This is a genomic window from Kingella sp. (in: b-proteobacteria) (assembly GCF_030527935.1).
Classification (GTDB): domain Bacteria; phylum Pseudomonadota; class Gammaproteobacteria; order Burkholderiales; family Neisseriaceae; genus Kingella_B.
The window spans coordinates 1-18,521 of the sequence record NZ_JAUMZV010000041.1; the positions used below are offsets into that span (position 1 = coordinate 1).

An 18,521-nucleotide genomic window follows, 5' to 3' on the forward strand; every position below is an offset into this window, starting at 1 on the left:
TGCCTTTGACGTTTCAGGCTGCCTTTGATGTTTTCAAACCGCTAGGGCGTGTTAACAGTCAACTTTTGCAGCGGATTTTCCGTCAGAAAATGGTAGATGCAAGGCAAAAATGCGAGCCTATGCTGTCATAGGCGAGTATTTTTAACGCAGTAGATGCCGTTTTATGGCGAAAAAGCCGCCAAAATGTTGATTGTTAACACGCCCTAAAATGTTTTACGTTAGAATAACGTTTTTAAAAATTCGTTAATATTCAATATGCAATTCAACCAACCCCAGCTAGAAAAACGTCCCACCGAAATCCAAATCCGCGATTGCGCCGAGCAACTGCGCAGCAAAGGCAAAAGCAACTACGGCGAGAGCGTGCAAAAATACGCGCAACTGCGCCTTGCCGATTTAGACCCGCTGCTTGCCGATTGGCAAAACGAAGCCTACGCCGCCGCGCTGCAACAAACCACGCTGCCCAAAATCGCCGCCGCCATCCACGCCAAGCTCAGCCCCGCGCAATGCGAAAAATTGTTTGCCGTGTTGCAACAATTCACCGAGCAAGGCAACACCACCGCCGCGCTGTATCTTGCCTATTTATACAGCCAAGGCATACACACCGAATCTTCGTTGCGCAAAACCGCGCATTATTTGCGCTTTGCCGCCAGCAAAAAAGACTGGCGCGCCAACCATTTATGGGCAGAATTGCTGGTTGCCGCCCCGCTGGCTGCCCGCGATTTAATCGGCGATGAAATCCAAGCCGATGTAGAAAAATGGCACGCCGAAATGCCCAAAACCGACCCCAAGCGCATAGAACAAGCCCTGCGCCGCTTCTACGACACGCCCGCCGCCATGAAATACGCCGCCAAAGCCAAACTGCTCGCCGCGCAAGAACAAGGCAGCCCCATCGCCGAGCAGCGTATCAAAGGCTTAACCACGCTGGGCGCATTGCCCCACGCCGACCCCGCCCCGCAATACCGCAAAATCAACCACTGGCTAGACGTGCAACTGCTGCGCGGCGGCAACACCGAAACGGTGGAAGACGACATCCTTATCATGCCCGAAAACGTGCCATTTTTGCCGCAAGAAGACGACGACGGCATTTTCGCCGGACAATGGCGCAAACTCGCGCTTCATACAGGCATCGCGCTCGTTGCCCTGCTGGTGTTTACCTTGTTGATTAAATTGCTGATTTAAGGCAGCCTGAAAATAAGGCAGCCTGAAAACACCAAACCGCTGCTTATTCTTGCCTGCGCGCAACAGCAGAGCAGGGTGGCTCAATACCCGCATCAAGGCAGCCTGAAACCCCATGCCGTTCCCGCCCAACCCTTTTCAACCCCGCCGCAAAGGATAAACCATGCCCCGTTCCGCCCCCATGCTCGCCGTTTTACTGCTCACCGCCGCATTAGTCGCCCCCGTCCCTGCGCTCGCTCAAAGCAAACACCCCGAAATGGACAAATGCTTTGAACAGCCCGAAGCCGCCAACGGCGTTACCGCCGCCATGCTGGATTGCACCAATGCCGAGATTGACCGCCAAGAAGCCCGTATGCACGCCGCCCTAGCCAAGCTCATCGCCCAAAATCCCAAAAAAGCTACCCGACTGAAACGCGAACAAGCCCAATGGCAGCAAAAAATGAAACGCGCCGCCAAAAAAGAATACACCAGAACAGGCGGCACAATGGATTTGCTTAACGGTTCAGGCTTGGTGCTGGATATGACGGAAAAACGCGCCGATGCACTAGAAAAACGCCTTGTCCGATAATTTCAGGCTGCCTTGGCTACGCTCAACCCCATGAACTACCGCAACGAATCCACCCAATCCCCGCCGCGCGATTTTGTCTTTGCTGCCGAAGCATCCGCCAGCCGCATTATTCAGGCTGCCCAGCAAAACATCGCCACCGTGTGGCGTGGCGATTTCCACAATGCCAAGCAAGTGCTCGCCGCCATCAAAAAGCGCGTGCAGCCCAAGCCCAAGGCGGCGCGCCCAGCCCAAGCCGACCCCGCTACCACGTTCCACAAACACCGCCTTGCCCAATCGCAAGCCAGCCGTTTGGCGAATGCGTTGTGCGTGGAAATTGGCGCGGGCTTTGCGCTGGATTTGCCGCGCGCGCCCAACGTTCAGGCTGCCTTGCGCGATGTGTATGGCGTTGAAAACACAGAGCCTTTTGTTTTGCCGTTGGCGCAACTGCTTGGCTTTATCGGCGCGCACGAGTGGCACAAAAAAGGCGTAATCATCCCCGAGTTGGGCGGCGCGATTCATGTGCCGTTTGGCGTGTTTTCGCCGATTCGGGGCGAATATTTGTCGCTCATCGTCCAAGCCAAGCTGCCCGATAACGTCCGCACCGCGCTGGATGTGGGCACGGGCAGCGGTGTGATTGCCGCGCTGCTTGCCCAGCGTGGCGTGCCCCGCATCATCGCCACCGACACCAATCCCCACGCCATCGCCTGCGCCCAAGCCAATATTGCGCGGCTTGGGTTTTCGCAACAAATCAACGTGTTGCAACAAGATTTGTTTGGCGAGCGCGCGGCGGATGAAAAAATAGACTTAATCGTCTGCAACCCGCCGTGGCTGCCTGCCAAGCCCACTTCTGCCGTGGAAACCGCGTTATACGACCCCAAACACGCCATGCTGCACGCCTTTTTGCGCGGCGCAGCGGCGCATTTGGCGCAGGGCGGGCAAGTGTGGCTCATCATGTCCAACCTTGCCGAGCTGCTGGGCTTGCGCGGCGAACACGATTTAGCCCACTGGTTCGCGCAATACGGCTGGCGCGTGGCAGACAGCCTGAAAACCGCCCCGCAGCACTGCAAAGCCAGCGATGCCCGCGACCCGCTCGCCTTTGCCCGCAGCCGCGAAATCACCACGCTATACATTTTGGAGCGCGTATGACTTGGCGCATCACGTCCCGCCTGCCGCCCGATGAGCCGAGCGCAGCCAACTTCGCCGCATACAGCCAGCCGCAGCTTATCGCAGGCGCATCGCCCGATGGGCGTTATATTTTTGATGCCGTGTACGACCACAATGCGCCTTGCTTTGTGCTGACGCTGCTGGATGTGAACGAAACCTTTGGCTTTGTGGAACATGAAACGCGGCTTTATCCCACCAGCCGCGCCGAATTGCTGCGCCTGATTGCCGATTTTCAGGCTGCCCCAGCGGCGCAGTTTGCGGGGGAATAGGCAGCCTGAAAACAGGTTATGCCGTTGTTTTGGCGGGCGTGGTAGGAGGAATGATTATTTTCAGGCTGCCTATTTGCGCAATAAAAGGCAGCCTGAAAAACTGTTTGGCGTTGTGTTAAACGGTTTTTTGTTAAATGAACAGATTGAAACCTTTGCAAAACCCCAAACAACAGCCTGAAACCTAAAATGGAGCGGCGACGGCTCGTCGCCAAATTGCTTATTAAACATAGCATTACTGATTTTCCAAAATGTCGGCGAGCCGCCGACGCTCCATCGGTTACAGGTTTTGCAAAGGTTTCAGATTGCCTTTCAGGCTGCCGATGGTAAACAAAATCCCCATCTTGCCCAGCAACCCCTTTACCCTTTTCAGGCTGCCACCCCCGCCCAAATTATGAAATAATAAGCAGCCTAAAACCGCATCCCACAGGAGTTTGCCATGTTTGCCCAAGCCACCACGCTCACCCTGCTTGCACTCACGCTCACCGCCTGCGCCCTTACCCCCGAGCAACAAGCCGCCCACGCCGTCGCGCAACAACGCGCACAACAAGCCCTGCAAGTGCACCTAGCCAGCCAATGCGATGCCGACACCGCCGCCCTGATGCGTGAACAATACGAGCAACGCCACTACCACAGCGAGCAAGCCAAGCGCGATTTTGAACAACGCTATCAAGCCAAAATCGGCAACGCCATGTTCCAAGCCTGCTACAAAATGGCATGGCAAAACTACCTTGCCCAACGCCGCCTAGAACGCATAGAAATGTTTTGCGATGATGACGACTGGTTCTTTCCCCGCCCGTTTTATTGATAAAAACAACAGTTTTTAAAAATTTTATTCTTTATGATTGAATTAACACATTGTTTTATTTTTATTTTTTTGTTGAGTGAAATTAAGTAAAATAACAGCTTGTATATTTGTTAAGAAATGCTATTATAGAACAGTTAGTCGTTAAGGCTAATAGGGTATTTGTTAAACTTTTTATGAAAAGGACAATTTTATGAAAATGAAATTAACCGTGTTGGCTTGCGCCGCATTGTTTGGTCTAACCGCTTGCAGCAGCGGCGGTAATGGTTCAGGTATTACCAATGGTAGCCCACTTGGTGGCGGTGCTGCACAACCTGCTCCAAATCCTAATCCAACCCCTAAACCTACTCCAAATCCTAAGCCAACCCCAACCCCAACCCCAACCCCAACTCCTAAACCTACCCCATCTAATGCATTTGAAGGCGTTGCTATTCCAGCAGAGGGTTATAATGGTGCGGTTACACCAGTTAGCGGTGTGGGCAGCAGCTCATTGGATAGCGTTACTGTAAACGGTATTAATATTAAGCTCACTCGCCCAGGTATTTCTGCTGGCAAATTCACTGAGATTTCTCAAAATACTGAGACCACCATTGCCAGCGGTACCTATTTGAGCCACATGCGTTTTGGTACATATCGTGATTTCAATCACAATGGCAATGCCAATTCAAACCCATCTCATGCGTTTGCGTTGGGTAGTTTAACGCCTGTGGCGGATGTTCCAACAACAGGCACTGCCACTTATGAAGGTATTGCATTAGGTAGCATAATTGGTGGTGGTCTATTCCACGAAGGTACTTCAAAATTTAATGTTGATTTTGGTGCGAAAAAACTAGACGGTGAAATTACCGTTGATGCTATTAAAGTTCCTTTGACTGCTAATATCAATGGCAACCAATTCTCAGGCACATCAGCAGCGGGTATTAATACCGATGGTCGTTTCTATGGTCCGCAAGCCGCTGAAATGGGTGGCGTGTTTAATGGTGAAATGGCTAATGGAATTGGTGGTTTTTATAAATGGATTGGCTCTTACGGCGCTAAAAAACAATAATTTAGCCTGAATAAACCCACTTGGTTCACGCCGAGTGGGTTTCCCCTTTTTTATTTTCAGGCTGCCTTCTTCAGGCTGTCTTATGGAATGTTTTATGAAATACCTGCCTTTTTTATTGCTTACTTTAACTATTTACGCCCAAGCTGCGCCTGTTAGCACGCCGCTGAACCCTGTTGCGGATTTGACTGAGGAGCAAATCCAGCAAACTGAACGGCAAAATCAACAAAAGCAAGCGGCGCAAAATGGTGAAAAAACATCGGTTTCCATGACGGAGGAGGAATTGTTGCAACAGCCTGCTTTGCTCAAAAACGCGCTGGATACGGCAAACGCGCAACACAATATTGAAAACATTCGCTTTTTGTTGCCACTGTATCGCCGCTTGCCTGCCGAGCAGCAAGATACGGTGTTGCTGCGCTATTCGGAAGGGCTGGTGTTGCTGGCGGATGATAAGCACGAAGCGGCAGAAAAATTATTCAACGAGATTTTGGCGGAGCATCCTGATTACGCGCCTGTGCGCTTGCAACTGGCGTTGAGCCAATCGCAAAACGGCAAGCAGCGCGAAGCAGCTAATGAATTGAAAACATTGAAACAAACGCCCGATTTGCCCGCGCCTGTGTCGCAATATATTGAGCAGTTTGACGCGCATTTGCAAAAAAGCAAGGCGTGGCAGTTCAATGCCAATGCCTATTATTTGCAAGATAACAATGTGGGACGCACGCCCGAGCAGCGCACTTATGGCTATTGGCGGTTTGCCGAGCCTAAATCGGCGCATGGCGTGGGCTATGAGCTATCGGCGCAAAAAACCACGCCGATTAAGGGGCATTGGGCGGCGCGGGTGAATGCGTCGGCGTATGGCAAGTTTTATTGGGATGCGCATGATTATGATGATTTGATTACGCGGCTGGAAGCGGGGCCAGTGTGGCGCGATGCCAAGCAGGAGATTTCGCTGTTGCCGTTTTATGAGAAACGCTGGTATGGCGGCAAGTCTTATTCCTACACAACGGGCGGGCTGATGCGCTATTCGCGTGCGTTGTCGCCCAAATGGCAGGTGTTTACGGCGTGGCAGTCGGGCTACAAAAAGCATGATGCGCGCAAGTTTTTGGATGGCGCGACGCATTTGGGTACGGTATCGCTGCTGTATCGCACGTCGCCGTATCAGTATTTTGTGGTGAGCTGGGGCGGCGGGGAGAATTTGGCGAAGGATAAATCGGATGCGTATCGCTTTGGCAATTTGGGCTTGGGCTGGAATCGGCAATGGGGCAGCCAGCACAATTTGACCACTTCGCTGCATGGCAGTGTGCAAAAGCGCAAGTATCGCACGGAAGATTTTTTCAACATCAAGCGCAACGAGAAAGAGTATTTCACGCGCGTGTCGCTGTCGCACAAAAAGCTGGCGTGGCGCGGGTTTGAGCCGCGTTTGAACTGGACGTGGTCGCACGTGGACAGCAACCATTTTTATTATAAATATGACAACCATCGGTTGTTTTTGGATGTGTCTAAGCAGTTTAAATAGGTGGGTGGGGGATGTGATTAGGCAGCCTGAAAACGTATGTAAAAGCGTTTTCAGGCTGCCTTTTTATTTGGGATGGCGGTAAACAAGGCTACTGCCAAGCATCGCTGGCGTGTAGTTCAAATGGGATAACGTTGTCGTCGTGCAGGCTATTTTCAGGCTGCCTGAAACCGAGTTTGCGGTGTAGGGCGATGCTGGCAGCGTTGTGGCGCAGGGCTTGCCCGTGGACGGTGGTTGCGCCCAGTTCGCCAAAGGCGCGTTGCAGCAGTAGGTTGCACATTGCGCTGCCGTTGCCGCGTGGGCAATCGGGGGCGAGATAGAAGCCCCATTCGTATTGGTTGGGGGCGATGCGTTTCAGGCTGCCGTAGCCTTGGGGCGTGCCGCCGAGTGTGTAAACGTACATTTTGAAGCTGGGGTTGGCGAGTTGGGCGGCGAACCATGCTTGGTGTCGGGGCAGGGGGATGGGGTCGGGTTGGAACATCATGGCGCGGATGTTGGGGTGGTTGCGCCATGCGTGAATGCGCGCGCAGTCGGCGGGGGTGGCGGGGCGTAGGTTGGCTTGGGGGTGGGCGGCGAGTTGGGCGATGTGTTGGGCGACGCGTTCTGCGCCGTGGGCATCGCAGAGTTGGGCGGCGGCTTGGCTGATGCGTTGTTGGTTTTCAGACTGCATCAGGTGGGCGATGGCGGTTTGGAATGCGGGGCTGGGGATTTGGCTGGCTTCTAGGGCGATGGCTGCGCCTGCGCTTTGCAGTTGGGCGGCGATGGGGCGTTGGTTGTCGGCGATGGTGATGAGTAGGGTGGGCAAGCCTAGGGCGCAGCGTTCCCATGAGCTGCTGCCTGCTGCGCCGATTGCCCATGTGGATTGGGTCATCAGCTCTGCCATGTTGGTGGCGTTGGCGATGGCTTGGCTGGGGTAGGGGGCGGTGGCGGCGTAGTGTTGGATGTGGGCGAGATGGGGGGCGGTTGCGCCCATGATGATGGTGGCGCGGATGGGTAGGGCTTTCAGGCTGCTTGAAACGTAGGCGGACAGGGCTTGCAGCACGGCTAGGGTGTGGTTGTCTTTGTCCACGCCGCCTAGGTTGATTAGGATGTTTTGGCTGTGCGGCAAGGCGGTTTCAGGCTGCCTTGCTGGGGGCGTGGCGCGTTGGTGCAGGCTGGTGGCGCGGTATTGGGCGAACTCGTCGCGCAGTAGGGCGTAGCGCGTGCCCGCTAGGATGCGGCAGCTTGGTGGGACGAGTGGGGCGTAGTCGGCGGCGGTGTGGGCGTGGTTTTGGTCTAGCAGCAGGTCGGCATCATGGGCGCGGTCGTGTAGGTCGTCTATCACCATGATTTTGCTGTGGCATAGGGCGCGGGCGGCGGTTTGCCACGCGGCGGCTAGGGCGTAGTGGTCGCAGATTATCCAGTCGGGGGCTAGGGCGCGGATATGGGGGGCGCAGTCGGCGATGTCTTGCGCTTGGCTGGTGGCAAGCCATGCGGCGTGGGGGATGGCGGGCGCGGGCGGGCTGGGTGGAAGCTCGTTGCGCGCGGTTTCAGGCTGCTTTTGGGGTTGGGCAGGCGTTGTTGCGTGGTCGGGCAAGGGCAGCAGGATGCAGTCAAAGCCTTGCTGGCGGATGGCATCGGCAAGGTGTCCTTGATGGGCGCGGGTGATGAAGGCAACACGGTGGTGTTGGCGCAGCTTGTGGGCAAGGGTAAGGCAGCGCATGATGTGTCCGCTGCCGATTTGCAGCGATGCGTCTGCGCGGATAAGGAATTGCATGGGAGACCTTTGGGGGAGCAGTTTGAAACGAAGTTCTGTGAAATCAGAATAGCATTAGCTGTGTTTCGGTAAACATTGGTGATGCGTTTGCCTTTGCGCCTTATCGCGGCGCAGGCGACTTACTTTCTTTGCTTCGCCAAAGTGTGAACCTGCATTCATCATCCACACGATAGCTTTCACGCCCTAAAAACATGGCTACGGCGTTGCAAATGCTCGCAAGGTATCCAACCTTGCTGCGCTTTGCGCCTTGTATCCATGCTTTTATGACGCAAAATCTATTCGTGCGGACAATGAATACAGGTTCAAAGCAAAAGAAAGGCGACCCCGGCGTGCAGGTCTGCTTCGCAGACTTCCCTCACTGCGCATCCTTTTTTCGGCGCGTGCGAACTAGCCGCACTTCGTGCGTCGTCGGACAAGCGCACGCTTTTTCCCGAAAAAAGGATGCTCTGTTCGGCTGGACGTCGGGGAGAAAGCAGTAGCATCAACCTGTTGCGATAGATTAGGCAGCCTGAAAAGCCGATTTACTCAGTTGGCTCAACATCAAGCGGTTTTATTTTTTCAGGCTGCTTATTGGCGTTGAGTAAAGATGCAGCCTGAAAACGGTTTATTCGCTTGCTTGCTCTTGCAACACGCGATACAAAATTTCGGCGCGAATCCAATCTTCGGGCGTGTCAATGTCTTGCACGCGGTGGCGGGGGATTTTGATGCCAATGCTGTGGCTGTTGAAAATGGGTTTTTGCGCGAGCCATGCAGCGGTTGTGCCCCAGTAGAATTGCCCTGCGTCGTGCCATGCTTCGGCAAGGTCTTGGCTGCGCACGGCGAAATTTTCGGGCTGGAACATGGCGACTTGGTTGCCCGCGTGCAGTTTTAGGGCGCGTTGGATGGGAAAGGGGAAGCTGGTGATGCTGAATGCGTAGTCGGCGCACTCTTGGGCGAGCGCGGCGAAACCTTGTTGCAAATCATGGGGTCGCACAAAGGGCGCGGTGGCGTAAAGGCAGCAGGCGGCGTTGCCGTGCCAGCCGTGTTGTTGCATCCATTGCACGGCGTGGGCGATGACTGCGCCTGTGGTGGCGTAGTCGTTGGCGAGTTCGTGCGGGCGCGTGAATGGGACGCTTGCGCCGTATTGTTGGGCGATGGCGGCGATTTCGGGGTCGTCGGTGGAAACGATGATTTGGGAAAAGCAGCCTGAAAGCTGTGCGGCGGCGATGCTGTGGGCGAGCATGGGTTTGCCGTTGAACGGTTTGATGTTTTTGCGGGGGATGCGTTTGCTGCCACCGCGCGCGGGGATGATGCAAAGGGGCATGGGTGTTCCTTTGGGATTGGGTGGATTGGGCAGCCTGAAAAGTATGATGAGCTGCGGATGTGAGCTGCGGTTGGCACGGTTTTCAGGCTGCTTAAATGGGGCTGCTTTGTAGTTGGCTTGGATAGTGGGATTAACCGTTTTTGTTTTTCAGGCTGCATCCAGCATTTAAGGCAGCCTGAAAACGGTGTTGATGCCGATAAGCGGTTGGTTCGTGATGCTCAACCCCGCTTTTCAGGCTGCCTAAAATGCCCTGTAATCTTGTGTTTAAACAAAATATCGTCTTCGCGCACACCTGCGCCGATGTTGTGGATAATCAGCGGCGTGTTGCCGTTTTTGCGGTTGGACACGATGCCGATATGCGGCAGGTGGTTGCCATTGAGCTCCCATGTAACGATGTCGCCTGCGCGGTATTCGCTGTCGCGCGTTGCCCAGCCTTGCCGCGTGAAGTAAACCATCAGATTGGGCACGCGGCGGTGGTCAATATTGGGGTCGGGCTGTTTTAAGCCCCAGCGTTGCGGGTAGGCGGCAAAGTGGTGTTGCATATCGCGATGCACCAGCGCTTGCAGGTCTATATTTTGCTGGCGCAGGGCGCGGATAACGACATCGGTGCACACGCCTTTTTCCAGCGGCACATCGCCCATCGGGTAGTGCAGGGCGGTGTAGGCGGGGTCGTAGCGCAGGGTTTTGCCGATTTGGCTGCGGGCGGCCTGCACAATGGGCGGAGCTGGCGCGGCGTTTGGGCTTGAGCTTGGGCTGAACTCGTTTTCAGGCTGCCTTTGCGTGATGATTGGGGTTTCGCGCTGGCTTGGCGCAGGGGCGGCGGGGGTGTTTTCAGGCTGCCTTGTGCGTGTGGTTGGGGCGTGGTAATACAAAGCAGCGAGTAGGGCGCAAAGCAGCGTGGGCGGAATGAAGTATCGGTAGTTCATCGTATTAAGGCAGCCTGAAATCTAAAATGGCGCGACAACGGCTGGCCGTCAAATAATGTATTCAAAATCGTGCTTGATGGGGTGGCAAGATGTCGGCGAACCGCTGCCGTTTCATCGCTTGCAAACGGTTACAGGCAGTTGCCCATTTCAGGCTGCCTTGGGTGGGTTTACATGATTACATTTGGATTGGATGGGAAAATCCACGCGCATCATAGGCAGCCTGAAAATCATGTCGCAACCCTTTTCAGGCTGCCTTTATTGAACCGCGCAGGGCAAGACAACATCCACCCAAATCAGCAGCCTGAAACGCCATTCAGCAACAGCATTCACAACTTATGACACCTATCCCCGCGCGCAAACCCCAGCCAATCCACATCCACTCCCTTGCCCAAAGCCATTACTTTAAACAACTCGCCCATTTCATGCTGCGCGGTCAGCGTGTTCACCGCTTGGGCAGCCTGAAAATAGCTCGGCGTATCAGTTTCGGGGAACTGCGCCGCGAGCAAATCCAAAATGCCCAAATTGTATAAAAAAGTCGCTTGATTGGTGTAGCCGATTAAATCCAAGCCCGCGCCGCAGCCTGCTGCCGCGATGTCGCTAAAATTAACGTGCACCGTCAAATCTGTCAGCCCCACGCGGAAAAACGGGTCGTGGATGGTATGGTGGCGATGATGCCCCATCATCGTGCCATCGCTGCGTTCGGGGTGGTAATACTGCGCCGCGTCAAAGCCATAATCCAGCCAAATCATCGCGCCGCGCGTCAGTTTTTGCGCCAGCGTGCGGATAAAAGCGTGTTGCGCAGGATGCAGCTCGCTGGTGTAATCGCCCGCGTGTTGCAGGCATTCAGGCTCGGGAAAATAATTTAAGGCAGCCTGAAACAAGTCAGGGTCAAGCAACGGCTGATATTGCAGCGCAAACCGCCCATTTTCATAGCCCACATACACGCGCGAAAAATCGCCGTTTTCATGGCGACATACGCGCTCGGTCGGCATCGCATCCAACACTTCGTTGCCCAGCAACACGCCATCAAAAGCATCAGGCAGCGCAGTCAAATACCGCACTTTATGCGCTAAATCAGGCGCATGTTGCAGGATGTATTCGCGTTGCCGCGCCGCCAAATCGGGCGACAGCTCCACAATATAATAAGCATTCAGGCAGCCTGAAAGCGCGTGCAACAACGTTGCCGCCAACGCCCCCGTGCCCACGCCAAATTCATACACATCGCCCGCCGTTTGCGCCAGCAGCGGCGCAATTTGCCGTGCCAAAGCCTGCCCAAACAAAGGCGACAGCGTGGGCGCGGTAACAAAATCGCCCGCCGCGCCAATTTTATGCGCCCCGCCCGTGTAATAACCATAGCGCGGCGCATACAACGCCAGCTCCATAAAGCGCGAAAACGGGATTGCGCCCTGCTGGGCAATTTCGTCCGCAATCATTTGCCCCAGCGCATCACTGGCTTGCTGCTGATTGCTATCCAAATGTGGGATTTGTGGTGAAGTCATAAGGTTAAATTGTGTAAAAATATAAAGCAGAAAAGCTATTATAAATGGCTTTGTTTGAGCGCGTGCAAGGAAGTGATTTGTAACGCGCTTTGTTTTTATTGGTAAAAATTTTCGCGTGTTTTTTCAGGCAGCCCGAATGCGTTTTCAGGCTGCCTGAAATGCGTTTTAAAGATGAATTTTCAATCTATTGTTAAAGAGTTAATTCTATTTGGACAATTTGACCGAAGCCTGTTTTTTGCTTATAGTGTAGCCATGTGGGGGGAAGTGGTGGCAAGTGGTAAAACATTCCCAAATTTCAAATTAAATTCCAAACGGCAACCAGATTTTCATTATGTTTCGCGGTTCTCACGAATTAACCCTTGATAACAAAGGACGATTGGCGATTCCAGCCAAGTTTCGTGATGCCTTGTCGCGCGATTTTGATACGCAACGCATCGTTGTCACGCTGGATAGCCGCGACCGTTTGCTGTTTTATCCCGAATGCGAGTGGGAGAAAGTGGAGCAACAGCTTTTGTCGCTCAACGTAAAAGGCAAGCCCAATTTGCAGCTTTATCAAAACTTGCTGCTGCACAACGCAGAAACGCTGGAATTGGATAGCGCGGGGCGCGTGTTGCTGCCGCAAAATCTGCGCCGCTTAGTGAATTTTGATAAAGATGTGATGCTGGTTGGGCGCGTGAATCGTCTTGAACTTTGGGGCTTGGAACAAAAAATGGCAGAAACCGAAAAAGCCTTGTCTATTGACTCAGATGAGCTGGATTTTGATTTAAGCCAAACTGATTTACAATTATGAATTTAGCTGCAAAACCTGAATTATTCCAACACGTTACCGTTTTGTTAAACGAAGCGGTGGATGCGCTGAATATCCAAGCAAACGGCGTTTATGTGGATGGCACATTTGGGCGCGGCGGGCATTCGCGCTTGATTTTGTCCAAGCTGGGCAAAGAAGGGCGACTGGTGGTGTTTGACAAAGACCCGCAAGCGATTGAAGTGGCGCAAGCATTAGCGGCGCACGATGCGCGAATCAGCGTGGTGCATGATGGCTTTTCCCGTTTTCAGGCTGCCTTAGATAAGCTGGGCATTGCCCAAATTGATGGCGCGTTGTTTGATTTGGGTATTTCTTCGCCGCAGATTGATGATGCATCGCGCGGGTTTAGCTTTCGTTTTGATGCGCCGCTGGATATGCGCATGGACACCACGCGCGGGCAATCGGCAGCGGATTGGTTGGCGGTTGCCAGCGAAGATGAAATAAACGAGGTAATCAAGAATTATGGTGAAGAGCGGTTTAGTCGCGCGATTGCGCGTGCAATTGTCGCGCAACGCGGTGAAACGCCCATTGATACAACCCGCAAGTTGGCGAAAATCGCGGCGCAATGCGTCCGTACTCGCGAGCGCGGACAAGACCCTGCAACGCGAACCTTTCAAGCCATTCGCATCTTTATTAACCGCGAGCTGGACGAAGTCCAAGCGGTCTTACCGCAAGCGGTTGAACGGTTAAATGTGGGTGGGCGATTGGCGGTGATTGCGTTTCATTCGCTGGAAGATAGGCTGGTGAAGCAGTTTATCCGTCAATATTCCACTCATGCGCCGTTGCCCAAATGGGCGATGGTGCGCGAAGCGGATTTGCCGCAGCCGCCTTTGTTGGCAATCGGCAAGGCGATTAAGGCAAGCGCGGCAGAAGTAGCTGCTAATCCGCGAGCGCGTTCTGCGGTGCTTCGTGTGGCGGAGCGTACAGCGGGACAATTTGATTTTCAGGCTGCCTAATGGGGGTTCACGATGTCTAAATTAAATTTTATTTTGCTGATTTCCGTTACGTTGTCGGCGTTGTATGTAACCGATTTGCGCATGGGGATTAAGCGACAAACCCACCTTTACGGCAAAGGGCAGGAAGAGAAGATTAGATTAAATCAAGACCATGCCGAGCTGGTTTACGAGCAAAGCAAGTTGTCTGATTCTAAACAAGTGGCACGAGCTGCGGCAAAAATGAATATGAGCGCACCCACATCAGAGAATACGGTGGCTGTTGGTTATTAAGTAGTAAGAAGAAAAAAACGATGTTAATCCATAATGAATTTAAGCCATATATGGCAAAAAAAGAAGAAACCAAACGCCAAGTGGTGGAGGGGAATAAACGCCTTTCATGGCTAATGCTGGCGATTGGTGGCGCGTTTTGCGTGTTGGTGGGGCATAGCTTTCGCGTGCAGGCGCAGCATCATAGCGAGTTGAGCAAATTTAGCGAAGACCGCGTGGTGCGCAGCATCAAAAGCCCTGCGCTGCGCGGCACGATTACCGACCGCAACGGCGCGATTTTGGCGGTGAGCCGTTATTTGAAAGTGGCGACGTTTAACCCCAAAGCGATTTACGCGCCCAAACGCCAAGGCGATGAGATTAACTGGAATGCAATTAGCAATGAACAGTTTGCCCAACTGGCGGCGATTTTGAAGCTGCCTGAAAGCGAAGTGCGCCAAAAATTGCAAGACCGTTCTAGCCAATATGTGCAGTTTAAAACCGAGCTTTCGCTGGAAGAAGCCGACGCGCTCAAAGCGTTGAATATTCCATCTCTGCGGTTTGAAGAACGCACCGAGCGCGCCTATCCCACAGGCAATTTGTTTTCGCATATTGTGGGCTTTGCCAACGACAAAGGCGAAGGCTTGGAAGGCTTGGAACGCGCGGCAAACCAGCGTTTAACAGGCGAAGATGGGCGGCAAGTGGTGCTGCGCGATCGCCATAACAATATTGTGGAATTGATTGATTCGCCCGACAACGCGGCAGCCAAATCGGGCGAAACTTTGGTGCTATCGGTTGACCAAGATTTGCAGCGTTTGGCGCACGACCAACTGGCGGCAACGCTGAAAAACTTCAACGCCAAAGCGGGCGGCGCGGTGGTTTTGGATGCGCAAACGGGCGAGATTTTGGCGATGACCAGCTTGCCTGATTACGATGCCAATTATTATCAAGAATACCCCGCCACCAGCCTGCGCAACTTTGCGGTGAGCGAAACGATGGAGCTGGGGTCGGTGATGAAGCCATTTATCATCGCCAAAGCCTTGGATGATGGCAAAATTGGGCGCAACAGCGCATTCAACACACGCCCTTACGAAATCAGCGGCAAAACCATCCGCGACACGCACGATTATCCTTCGCTGACCACGCAAGGTATTTTGCAAAAATCGTCTAACGTGGGCACCAGTCGCATTGCGGCGCTGTATGACAACGAAAGTTTGTATCATCATTTTGCCGATGTGGGTTTTGGGCATAAAACAGGCTCGGGCGTGAGCGGCGAGCAAAGCAGCGCGATTAAACCCGCTGCCAAATGGAGCAAGCTGGACCGTGCGGTGATGTCGTATGGCTATGCGATTACTGCGAACTTGCTGCAAATGGCGCAGGGCTACACCATTTTCACCGCGGGCGGCAAATTGATGCCTGCTACCATCTACAAGCAAACGCAAACCCCAAAAGGCACGCAAGTGATTAAACCCGAAACCGCCAAACAAATGCGCGAAATGCTGGTAAGCATCACGCGCAAAGGCGGCACAGGGCAAGATGGCGCAGTCCCAGGTTATGACGTTGCTGCCAAAACAGGCACGGCGCGCAAAGCCAGCTCGGGCGGTTATTCGGATAAATATCGCGCCAGCTTTGTGGGCTTTGCGCCCGCGCAAAATCCGCGTTTGATTGTGGCGGTGAGCATTGATGAACCGCATGGCAAAGGCTATTACGGCGGCACAGTGGCTGGGCCTGCATTCCGCGAGATTATGGCAGGCGGGCTGAAAAAGTTGGGCGTGAAGCCAACTTATGTGAACGCTGAACCCACAGAAAGCATTGCCAAAAAACGATAACCCAATGCAACAACCTTTGCGGCACTATACTTTGGGTGCTGCGAAGGTTTTTTTATTAGAACCTGTATTCAATTTTCATAGACAGATTTGATGACATAAAAGCACGGATACAAGGCAAAAAGCGCATTAAGGTTGAACTGAACACCTTGCGAGCATTTTTAACGCGGTAGCCGTGTTTTTAGGGCATATAAAAGATGCCTATGAAAATAGTGAATACAGGTTCTTAAATAGGCAGCCTGAAAACCCAAAAAGACTGTGTTGGTGTTAACCCATATTTTCAGGCTGCCTTAATGTTGTTTTACTGATTTGCCACGATGGAATGCGCTGTACGAATAGCACCATTGTCCGCCCGCGCCATCCATAGGCAGCCTGAAAACCATTTTGATAGAGATTTATCATGTTTAGCCAAAAAGCCGCTCCCGCCCATCCCAATCTTCCCGCCTTGCAATGCAGCGTTTCAGGCTGCCAGATGCTGCATTCTGATAGCCGCAAAATCCAGCCCAACGATGTATTCATCGCCTGCCAAGGCGAATATGCCGATGGTAGAGACTACATCGCCGATGCCATCGCCAACGGCGCAAGTTTTGTGTATTGGGATGACGATGGCGCATTCCAATGGCAGCCCCAATGGCGCGTGCCCAACCAAGGCATCAGCGAGTTAAAACAACGCGCGGGCATGGTGGCGGCGCAGGCGTATAACAATTTTTCAGGCTGCCTAAACGCCATCGGCGTAACGGGCACCAACGGCAAAACATCCATCACGCAATGGCTCGCCCAAGCGATTGACGATTTAGAGCACGCCCCAAGCTGCGCCATCATCGGCACGGTGGGCAACGGTTTTTTTGGCAAACTGCAAGCAACTACGCACACCACGCCCGACCCCGTTGCCGTGCAAACGTTGATTCACCAATTCAAACAGCAAGGCGCGAAACACATCGCCATGGAAGTATCCAGCCACGGCCTGGCGCAATACCGCGTAAACGGCGTGCCATTTCGCACCGCCGTGTTCACCAATCTAACGCGCGACCATCTGGACTACCACGGCAACATGGCGGAATACGGCGCAACCAAAGCGCGATTGTTCTACTGGCAAGGTTTGCAAAACGCCATCATCAACAGCGACGACCCATTTGGCGCAGCACTGGCCGCCGAATTAAAACGAGACCAAGGCAGCCTGAAAACCTACACCTACGGCTTCAACGAACAAGCCGACATCCGCATCACTCATTTTGCCACCAGCCACCAAGGCATGAGCATCAGCCTAGCCACGCCGTGGGGCAACGGCAGCGCGCAAACGCAACTACTCGGGCGGTTTAACGCGCAAAACTTTGCCGCCGCGCTCGGCGTACTCTGCGCCACGGGCTACGGTTTTCAGGCTGCCTTAACCGCGCTTTCGCGCATCCGCCCCGCCACAGGGCGCATGGATTGCATTATCCAGCCCAACAAACCGCTGGTGGTGGTGGATTATGCCCACACGCCCGATGCGCTGGAAAAAGCCCTAACCACCTTGCGCGAAATACGGCAGCCTGAAAGCCAGCTTTGGTGCGTATTCGGATGCGGCGGCGACCGCGACCGTGGCAAACGCCCGCTGATGGGCGCAGTCGCCAGCCAGTTCGCCGACCGCGTGGTGGTAACCAGCGATAACCCGCGCACCGAGCAACCCCAAGCCATCATCGCCGACATCCTGCCCGCCGTGCCGCAGCCCGCGCTGGTAGAACCCGACCGCAAAGCCGCGATTGAACAAACCATCGCCCAAGCGCAAGCGCAGGATATTGTGCTGATTGCAGGCAAGGGGCATGAAACGTATCAGGATGTTCAGGGGGTGAAGCATCATTTTTCGGATTTTGAAGTGGCGCAGGGGGCGTTGGGGCAATAGGCAGCCTGAAAAGAGCATCAAGCATGTTAAAAAAGATTTTTCTAACGATGGTTTTACCGGGGTGTACGATGAAATCCGCCTTGGCAGAGCAAATAACTTTTCCTGCGGAAAATTTGAATTTCCAAATTGCAGGGGTTGTGTTGGAACGGGCAGATATTCCGCGCGGGCAGGAGCGTGATTATCAGCCGATTACGTTGCGATTGCCGCGTTATTCCGCTGCGAGGCAAGGGCGATGTGCGCACATGGTGGGTAAAAGAGCCGTTGTGGATTTTGGCTAAAAACGATGTGATTTCTATGTCGCCAAGGTTGGATGAGATGCTTGAAGATGGACATTTGGATATAAGAACCTGTATTCACTATTCTCATAGGCATCTTTCATGCCCTAAAAACACGGCTACTGCGTTAAAAATGCTCGCAAGGTGTACAACCTTGCTGTGCTTTTTGCCTTGTATCCGCGCGTTTATGTCATAAAATCTGTCTATGGAAATAGTGAATACAGGTTCTAACTTTTTCAAAACAGGCGGGGCAAAAATTGAGCCAAATGACGGCTGATGCGATGAAACACCATGCTTATGTTTTGGTATTCAATCACCAAACAAATGAGTCGTGGATGGGCGCAAATGTGTTGGAGCGCATAGATGGTGGCGAGCTTAGATTAACCACCATGTCATTGGATACCATTCCACAATTCAAAGAAGCCGTTGCGCGGCAAGAAATTGCTTTTGCGTTGGCAATACCCAGAGAAAACCATAAAAAGTTAGGGGCTGTCCTAGATAACTAGGATAAATTACTTCTTACCAATTGTTTTAAAA

21 protein-coding genes are annotated in these 18,521 nt (G+C 53.3%); 16 read left to right on the forward strand and 5 right to left on the reverse strand.

Annotated elements, in window-relative coordinates:
* Window positions 1-255 precede the first annotated feature (255 nt).
* The 8 genes from Q4A85_RS11110 to Q4A85_RS11145 all read left to right on the forward strand — a co-directional run bounded on the left by Q4A85_RS11110 (window position 256) and on the right by Q4A85_RS11145 (window position 6,519).
* Window positions 256-1,179 carry a hypothetical protein gene (locus Q4A85_RS11110; protein ID WP_303110348.1) on the forward strand — a complete coding sequence of 308 codons (924 nt, stop codon included), beginning with the start codon at window positions 256-258 and terminating at the stop codon, window positions 1,177-1,179.
* A 160-nt stretch (window positions 1,180-1,339) separates the two neighbouring features.
* Window positions 1,340-1,744: a lysozyme inhibitor LprI family protein gene (locus Q4A85_RS11115; protein WP_303110350.1), complete on the forward strand. Its 405-nt coding sequence runs from the start codon at window positions 1,340-1,342 to the stop codon at window positions 1,742-1,744.
* Window positions 1,745-1,774: 30 nt separating this feature from the next.
* Window positions 1,775-2,869 (forward strand): class I SAM-dependent methyltransferase, encoded by a 1,095-nt coding sequence (locus Q4A85_RS11120; protein ID WP_303110385.1) that lies wholly within the window; start codon window positions 1,775-1,777, stop codon window positions 2,867-2,869.
* Entirely contained in the window at window positions 2,866-3,156 is a 291-nt protein-coding gene (locus tag Q4A85_RS11125) for a hypothetical protein (protein WP_303110351.1), read from the forward strand. Before Q4A85_RS11120 ends, Q4A85_RS11125 begins: the two co-directional genes overlap by 4 nt.
* Window positions 3,157-3,342: 186 nt before the next feature.
* Complete coding sequence (locus Q4A85_RS11130; protein WP_303110353.1) at window positions 3,343-3,483, forward strand: hypothetical protein; 141 nt, start codon at window positions 3,343-3,345, stop codon at window positions 3,481-3,483.
* A 109-nt stretch (window positions 3,484-3,592) separates the two neighbouring features.
* On the forward strand, window positions 3,593-3,961 hold the full coding sequence (locus tag Q4A85_RS11135; RefSeq protein ID WP_303110355.1) for a hypothetical protein: 369 nt from the start codon (window positions 3,593-3,595) through the stop codon (window positions 3,959-3,961).
* Window positions 3,962-4,151: 190 nt separating this feature from the next.
* Window positions 4,152-5,006 carry a Slam-dependent surface lipoprotein gene (locus tag Q4A85_RS11140; protein WP_303110357.1) on the forward strand — a complete coding sequence of 285 codons (855 nt, stop codon included), beginning with the start codon at window positions 4,152-4,154 and terminating at the stop codon, window positions 5,004-5,006.
* A gap of 94 nt (window positions 5,007-5,100) precedes the next feature.
* Window positions 5,101-6,519 (forward strand): porin family protein, encoded by a 1,419-nt coding sequence (locus tag Q4A85_RS11145; protein ID WP_303110359.1) that lies wholly within the window; start codon window positions 5,101-5,103, stop codon window positions 6,517-6,519.
* Window positions 6,520-6,607: 88 nt separating this feature from the next.
* Here the strand turns inward: Q4A85_RS11145 and pseG are convergent, their stop codons facing one another.
* From pseG to Q4A85_RS11160, 3 genes are all read right to left on the reverse strand, one after another.
* Window positions 6,608-8,272 carry a UDP-2,4-diacetamido-2,4,6-trideoxy-beta-L-altropyranose hydrolase gene (gene pseG, locus Q4A85_RS11150; RefSeq protein WP_303110361.1) on the reverse strand — a complete coding sequence of 555 codons (1,665 nt, stop codon included), beginning with the start codon at window positions 8,270-8,272 and terminating at the stop codon, window positions 6,608-6,610.
* A 604-nt stretch (window positions 8,273-8,876) separates the two neighbouring features.
* A complete protein-coding gene (gene pseF / locus Q4A85_RS11155; RefSeq protein ID WP_303110363.1) occupies window positions 8,877-9,575 on the reverse strand; it encodes a pseudaminic acid cytidylyltransferase in 699 nt (232 codons plus the stop codon).
* Window positions 9,576-9,793: 218 nt separating this feature from the next.
* Entirely contained in the window at window positions 9,794-10,501 is a 708-nt protein-coding gene (locus tag Q4A85_RS11160) for a DUF1287 domain-containing protein (protein WP_368500217.1), read from the reverse strand.
* A 171-nt stretch (window positions 10,502-10,672) separates the two neighbouring features.
* On the opposite strand from Q4A85_RS11160, the gene Q4A85_RS11165 reads away from it, so the two are divergent.
* On the forward strand, window positions 10,673-10,840 hold the full coding sequence (locus Q4A85_RS11165) for a hypothetical protein (protein ID WP_303110365.1): 168 nt from the start codon (window positions 10,673-10,675) through the stop codon (window positions 10,838-10,840).
* Here the strand turns inward: Q4A85_RS11165 and Q4A85_RS11170 are convergent.
* Complete coding sequence (locus Q4A85_RS11170) at window positions 10,828-12,000, reverse strand: class I SAM-dependent methyltransferase (protein ID WP_303110367.1); 1,173 nt, start codon at window positions 11,998-12,000, stop codon at window positions 10,828-10,830. The genes Q4A85_RS11165 and Q4A85_RS11170 overlap by 13 nt on opposite strands.
* A 331-nt stretch (window positions 12,001-12,331) precedes the next feature.
* Between Q4A85_RS11170 and mraZ the strand changes: the two genes are divergently transcribed.
* From mraZ to Q4A85_RS11190, 4 genes are read left to right on the forward strand one after another with little or no spacing between them, the layout of a single operon-like run.
* Window positions 12,332-12,790, forward strand: coding sequence for a division/cell wall cluster transcriptional repressor MraZ (mraZ, locus tag Q4A85_RS11175; protein ID WP_303110369.1), 459 nt, complete (start codon window positions 12,332-12,334; stop codon window positions 12,788-12,790).
* Window positions 12,787-13,761 (forward strand): 16S rRNA (cytosine(1402)-N(4))-methyltransferase RsmH, encoded by a 975-nt coding sequence (gene rsmH, locus Q4A85_RS11180; RefSeq protein ID WP_303110370.1) that lies wholly within the window; start codon window positions 12,787-12,789, stop codon window positions 13,759-13,761. Before mraZ ends, rsmH begins: the two co-directional genes overlap by 4 nt.
* Window positions 13,762-13,773: 12 nt before the next feature.
* Window positions 13,774-14,031 (forward strand): cell division protein FtsL, encoded by a 258-nt coding sequence (locus Q4A85_RS11185; protein ID WP_303110373.1) that lies wholly within the window; start codon window positions 13,774-13,776, stop codon window positions 14,029-14,031.
* Between the two features lie 50 nt (window positions 14,032-14,081).
* A complete protein-coding gene (locus Q4A85_RS11190; protein WP_303110375.1) occupies window positions 14,082-15,833 on the forward strand; it encodes a penicillin-binding protein 2 in 1,752 nt (583 codons plus the stop codon).
* 264 nt (window positions 15,834-16,097) lie between these two features.
* On the opposite strand, the gene Q4A85_RS11195 is transcribed toward Q4A85_RS11190, so the two are convergent.
* A complete protein-coding gene (locus tag Q4A85_RS11195; protein ID WP_303110378.1) occupies window positions 16,098-16,232 on the reverse strand; it encodes a hypothetical protein in 135 nt (44 codons plus the stop codon).
* Between Q4A85_RS11195 and Q4A85_RS11200 the strand changes: the two genes are divergently transcribed.
* The 3 genes from Q4A85_RS11200 to Q4A85_RS11210 all read left to right on the forward strand — a co-directional run bounded on the left by Q4A85_RS11200 (window position 16,231) and on the right by Q4A85_RS11210 (window position 18,490).
* Window positions 16,231-17,709, forward strand: a complete 1,479-nt coding sequence (locus Q4A85_RS11200; protein WP_303110380.1) for a UDP-N-acetylmuramoyl-L-alanyl-D-glutamate--2,6-diaminopimelate ligase — start codon at window positions 16,231-16,233, stop codon at window positions 17,707-17,709. The genes Q4A85_RS11195 and Q4A85_RS11200 overlap by 2 nt on opposite strands.
* A gap of 23 nt (window positions 17,710-17,732) precedes the next feature.
* Window positions 17,733-17,987: a hypothetical protein gene (locus tag Q4A85_RS11205; RefSeq protein WP_303110381.1), complete on the forward strand. Its 255-nt coding sequence runs from the start codon at window positions 17,733-17,735 to the stop codon at window positions 17,985-17,987.
* 254 nt (window positions 17,988-18,241) lie between these two features.
* Window positions 18,242-18,490, forward strand: coding sequence for a hypothetical protein (locus tag Q4A85_RS11210; RefSeq protein WP_303110383.1), 249 nt, complete (start codon window positions 18,242-18,244; stop codon window positions 18,488-18,490).
* Window positions 18,491-18,521 lie beyond the last annotated feature (31 nt).

What these genes read in the sequence shown, in the direction of transcription:
- Q4A85_RS11195 (WP_303110378.1), bottom strand. Translation starts at nt 16,232, where the DNA reads ATGATAAATCTCTATCAAAATGGTTTTCAGGCTGCCTATGGATGGCGC.
- Q4A85_RS11110 (WP_303110348.1), top strand. Translation starts at nt 256, where the DNA reads ATGCAATTCAACCAACCCCAGCTAGAAAAACGTCCCACCGAAATCCAA.
- Q4A85_RS11140 (WP_303110357.1), top strand. Translation starts at nt 4,152, where the DNA reads ATGAAAATGAAATTAACCGTGTTGGCTTGCGCCGCATTGTTTGGTCTA.
- Q4A85_RS11135 (WP_303110355.1), top strand. Translation starts at nt 3,593, where the DNA reads ATGTTTGCCCAAGCCACCACGCTCACCCTGCTTGCACTCACGCTCACC.
- pseF (WP_303110363.1), bottom strand. Translation starts at nt 9,575, where the DNA reads ATGCCCCTTTGCATCATCCCCGCGCGCGGTGGCAGCAAACGCATCCCC.
- mraZ (WP_303110369.1), top strand. Translation starts at nt 12,332, where the DNA reads ATGTTTCGCGGTTCTCACGAATTAACCCTTGATAACAAAGGACGATTG.
- Q4A85_RS11125 (WP_303110351.1), top strand. Translation starts at nt 2,866, where the DNA reads ATGACTTGGCGCATCACGTCCCGCCTGCCGCCCGATGAGCCGAGCGCA.
- Q4A85_RS11200 (WP_303110380.1), top strand. Translation starts at nt 16,231, where the DNA reads ATGTTTAGCCAAAAAGCCGCTCCCGCCCATCCCAATCTTCCCGCCTTG.
- Q4A85_RS11205 (WP_303110381.1), top strand. Translation starts at nt 17,733, where the DNA reads ATGTTAAAAAAGATTTTTCTAACGATGGTTTTACCGGGGTGTACGATG.
- Q4A85_RS11115 (WP_303110350.1), top strand. Translation starts at nt 1,340, where the DNA reads ATGCCCCGTTCCGCCCCCATGCTCGCCGTTTTACTGCTCACCGCCGCA.
- pseG (WP_303110361.1), bottom strand. Translation starts at nt 8,272, where the DNA reads ATGCAATTCCTTATCCGCGCAGACGCATCGCTGCAAATCGGCAGCGGA.
- Q4A85_RS11190 (WP_303110375.1), top strand. Translation starts at nt 14,082, where the DNA reads ATGGCAAAAAAAGAAGAAACCAAACGCCAAGTGGTGGAGGGGAATAAA.
- Q4A85_RS11170 (WP_303110367.1), bottom strand. Translation starts at nt 12,000, where the DNA reads ATGACTTCACCACAAATCCCACATTTGGATAGCAATCAGCAGCAAGCC.
- Q4A85_RS11120 (WP_303110385.1), top strand. Translation starts at nt 1,775, where the DNA reads ATGAACTACCGCAACGAATCCACCCAATCCCCGCCGCGCGATTTTGTC.
- Q4A85_RS11185 (WP_303110373.1), top strand. Translation starts at nt 13,774, where the DNA reads ATGTCTAAATTAAATTTTATTTTGCTGATTTCCGTTACGTTGTCGGCG.
- Q4A85_RS11145 (WP_303110359.1), top strand. Translation starts at nt 5,101, where the DNA reads ATGAAATACCTGCCTTTTTTATTGCTTACTTTAACTATTTACGCCCAA.
- Q4A85_RS11130 (WP_303110353.1), top strand. Translation starts at nt 3,343, where the DNA reads ATGGAGCGGCGACGGCTCGTCGCCAAATTGCTTATTAAACATAGCATT.
- Q4A85_RS11165 (WP_303110365.1), top strand. Translation starts at nt 10,673, where the DNA reads ATGATTACATTTGGATTGGATGGGAAAATCCACGCGCATCATAGGCAG.
- rsmH (WP_303110370.1), top strand. Translation starts at nt 12,787, where the DNA reads ATGAATTTAGCTGCAAAACCTGAATTATTCCAACACGTTACCGTTTTG.
- Q4A85_RS11160 (WP_368500217.1), bottom strand. Translation starts at nt 10,501, where the DNA reads ATGAACTACCGATACTTCATTCCGCCCACGCTGCTTTGCGCCCTACTC.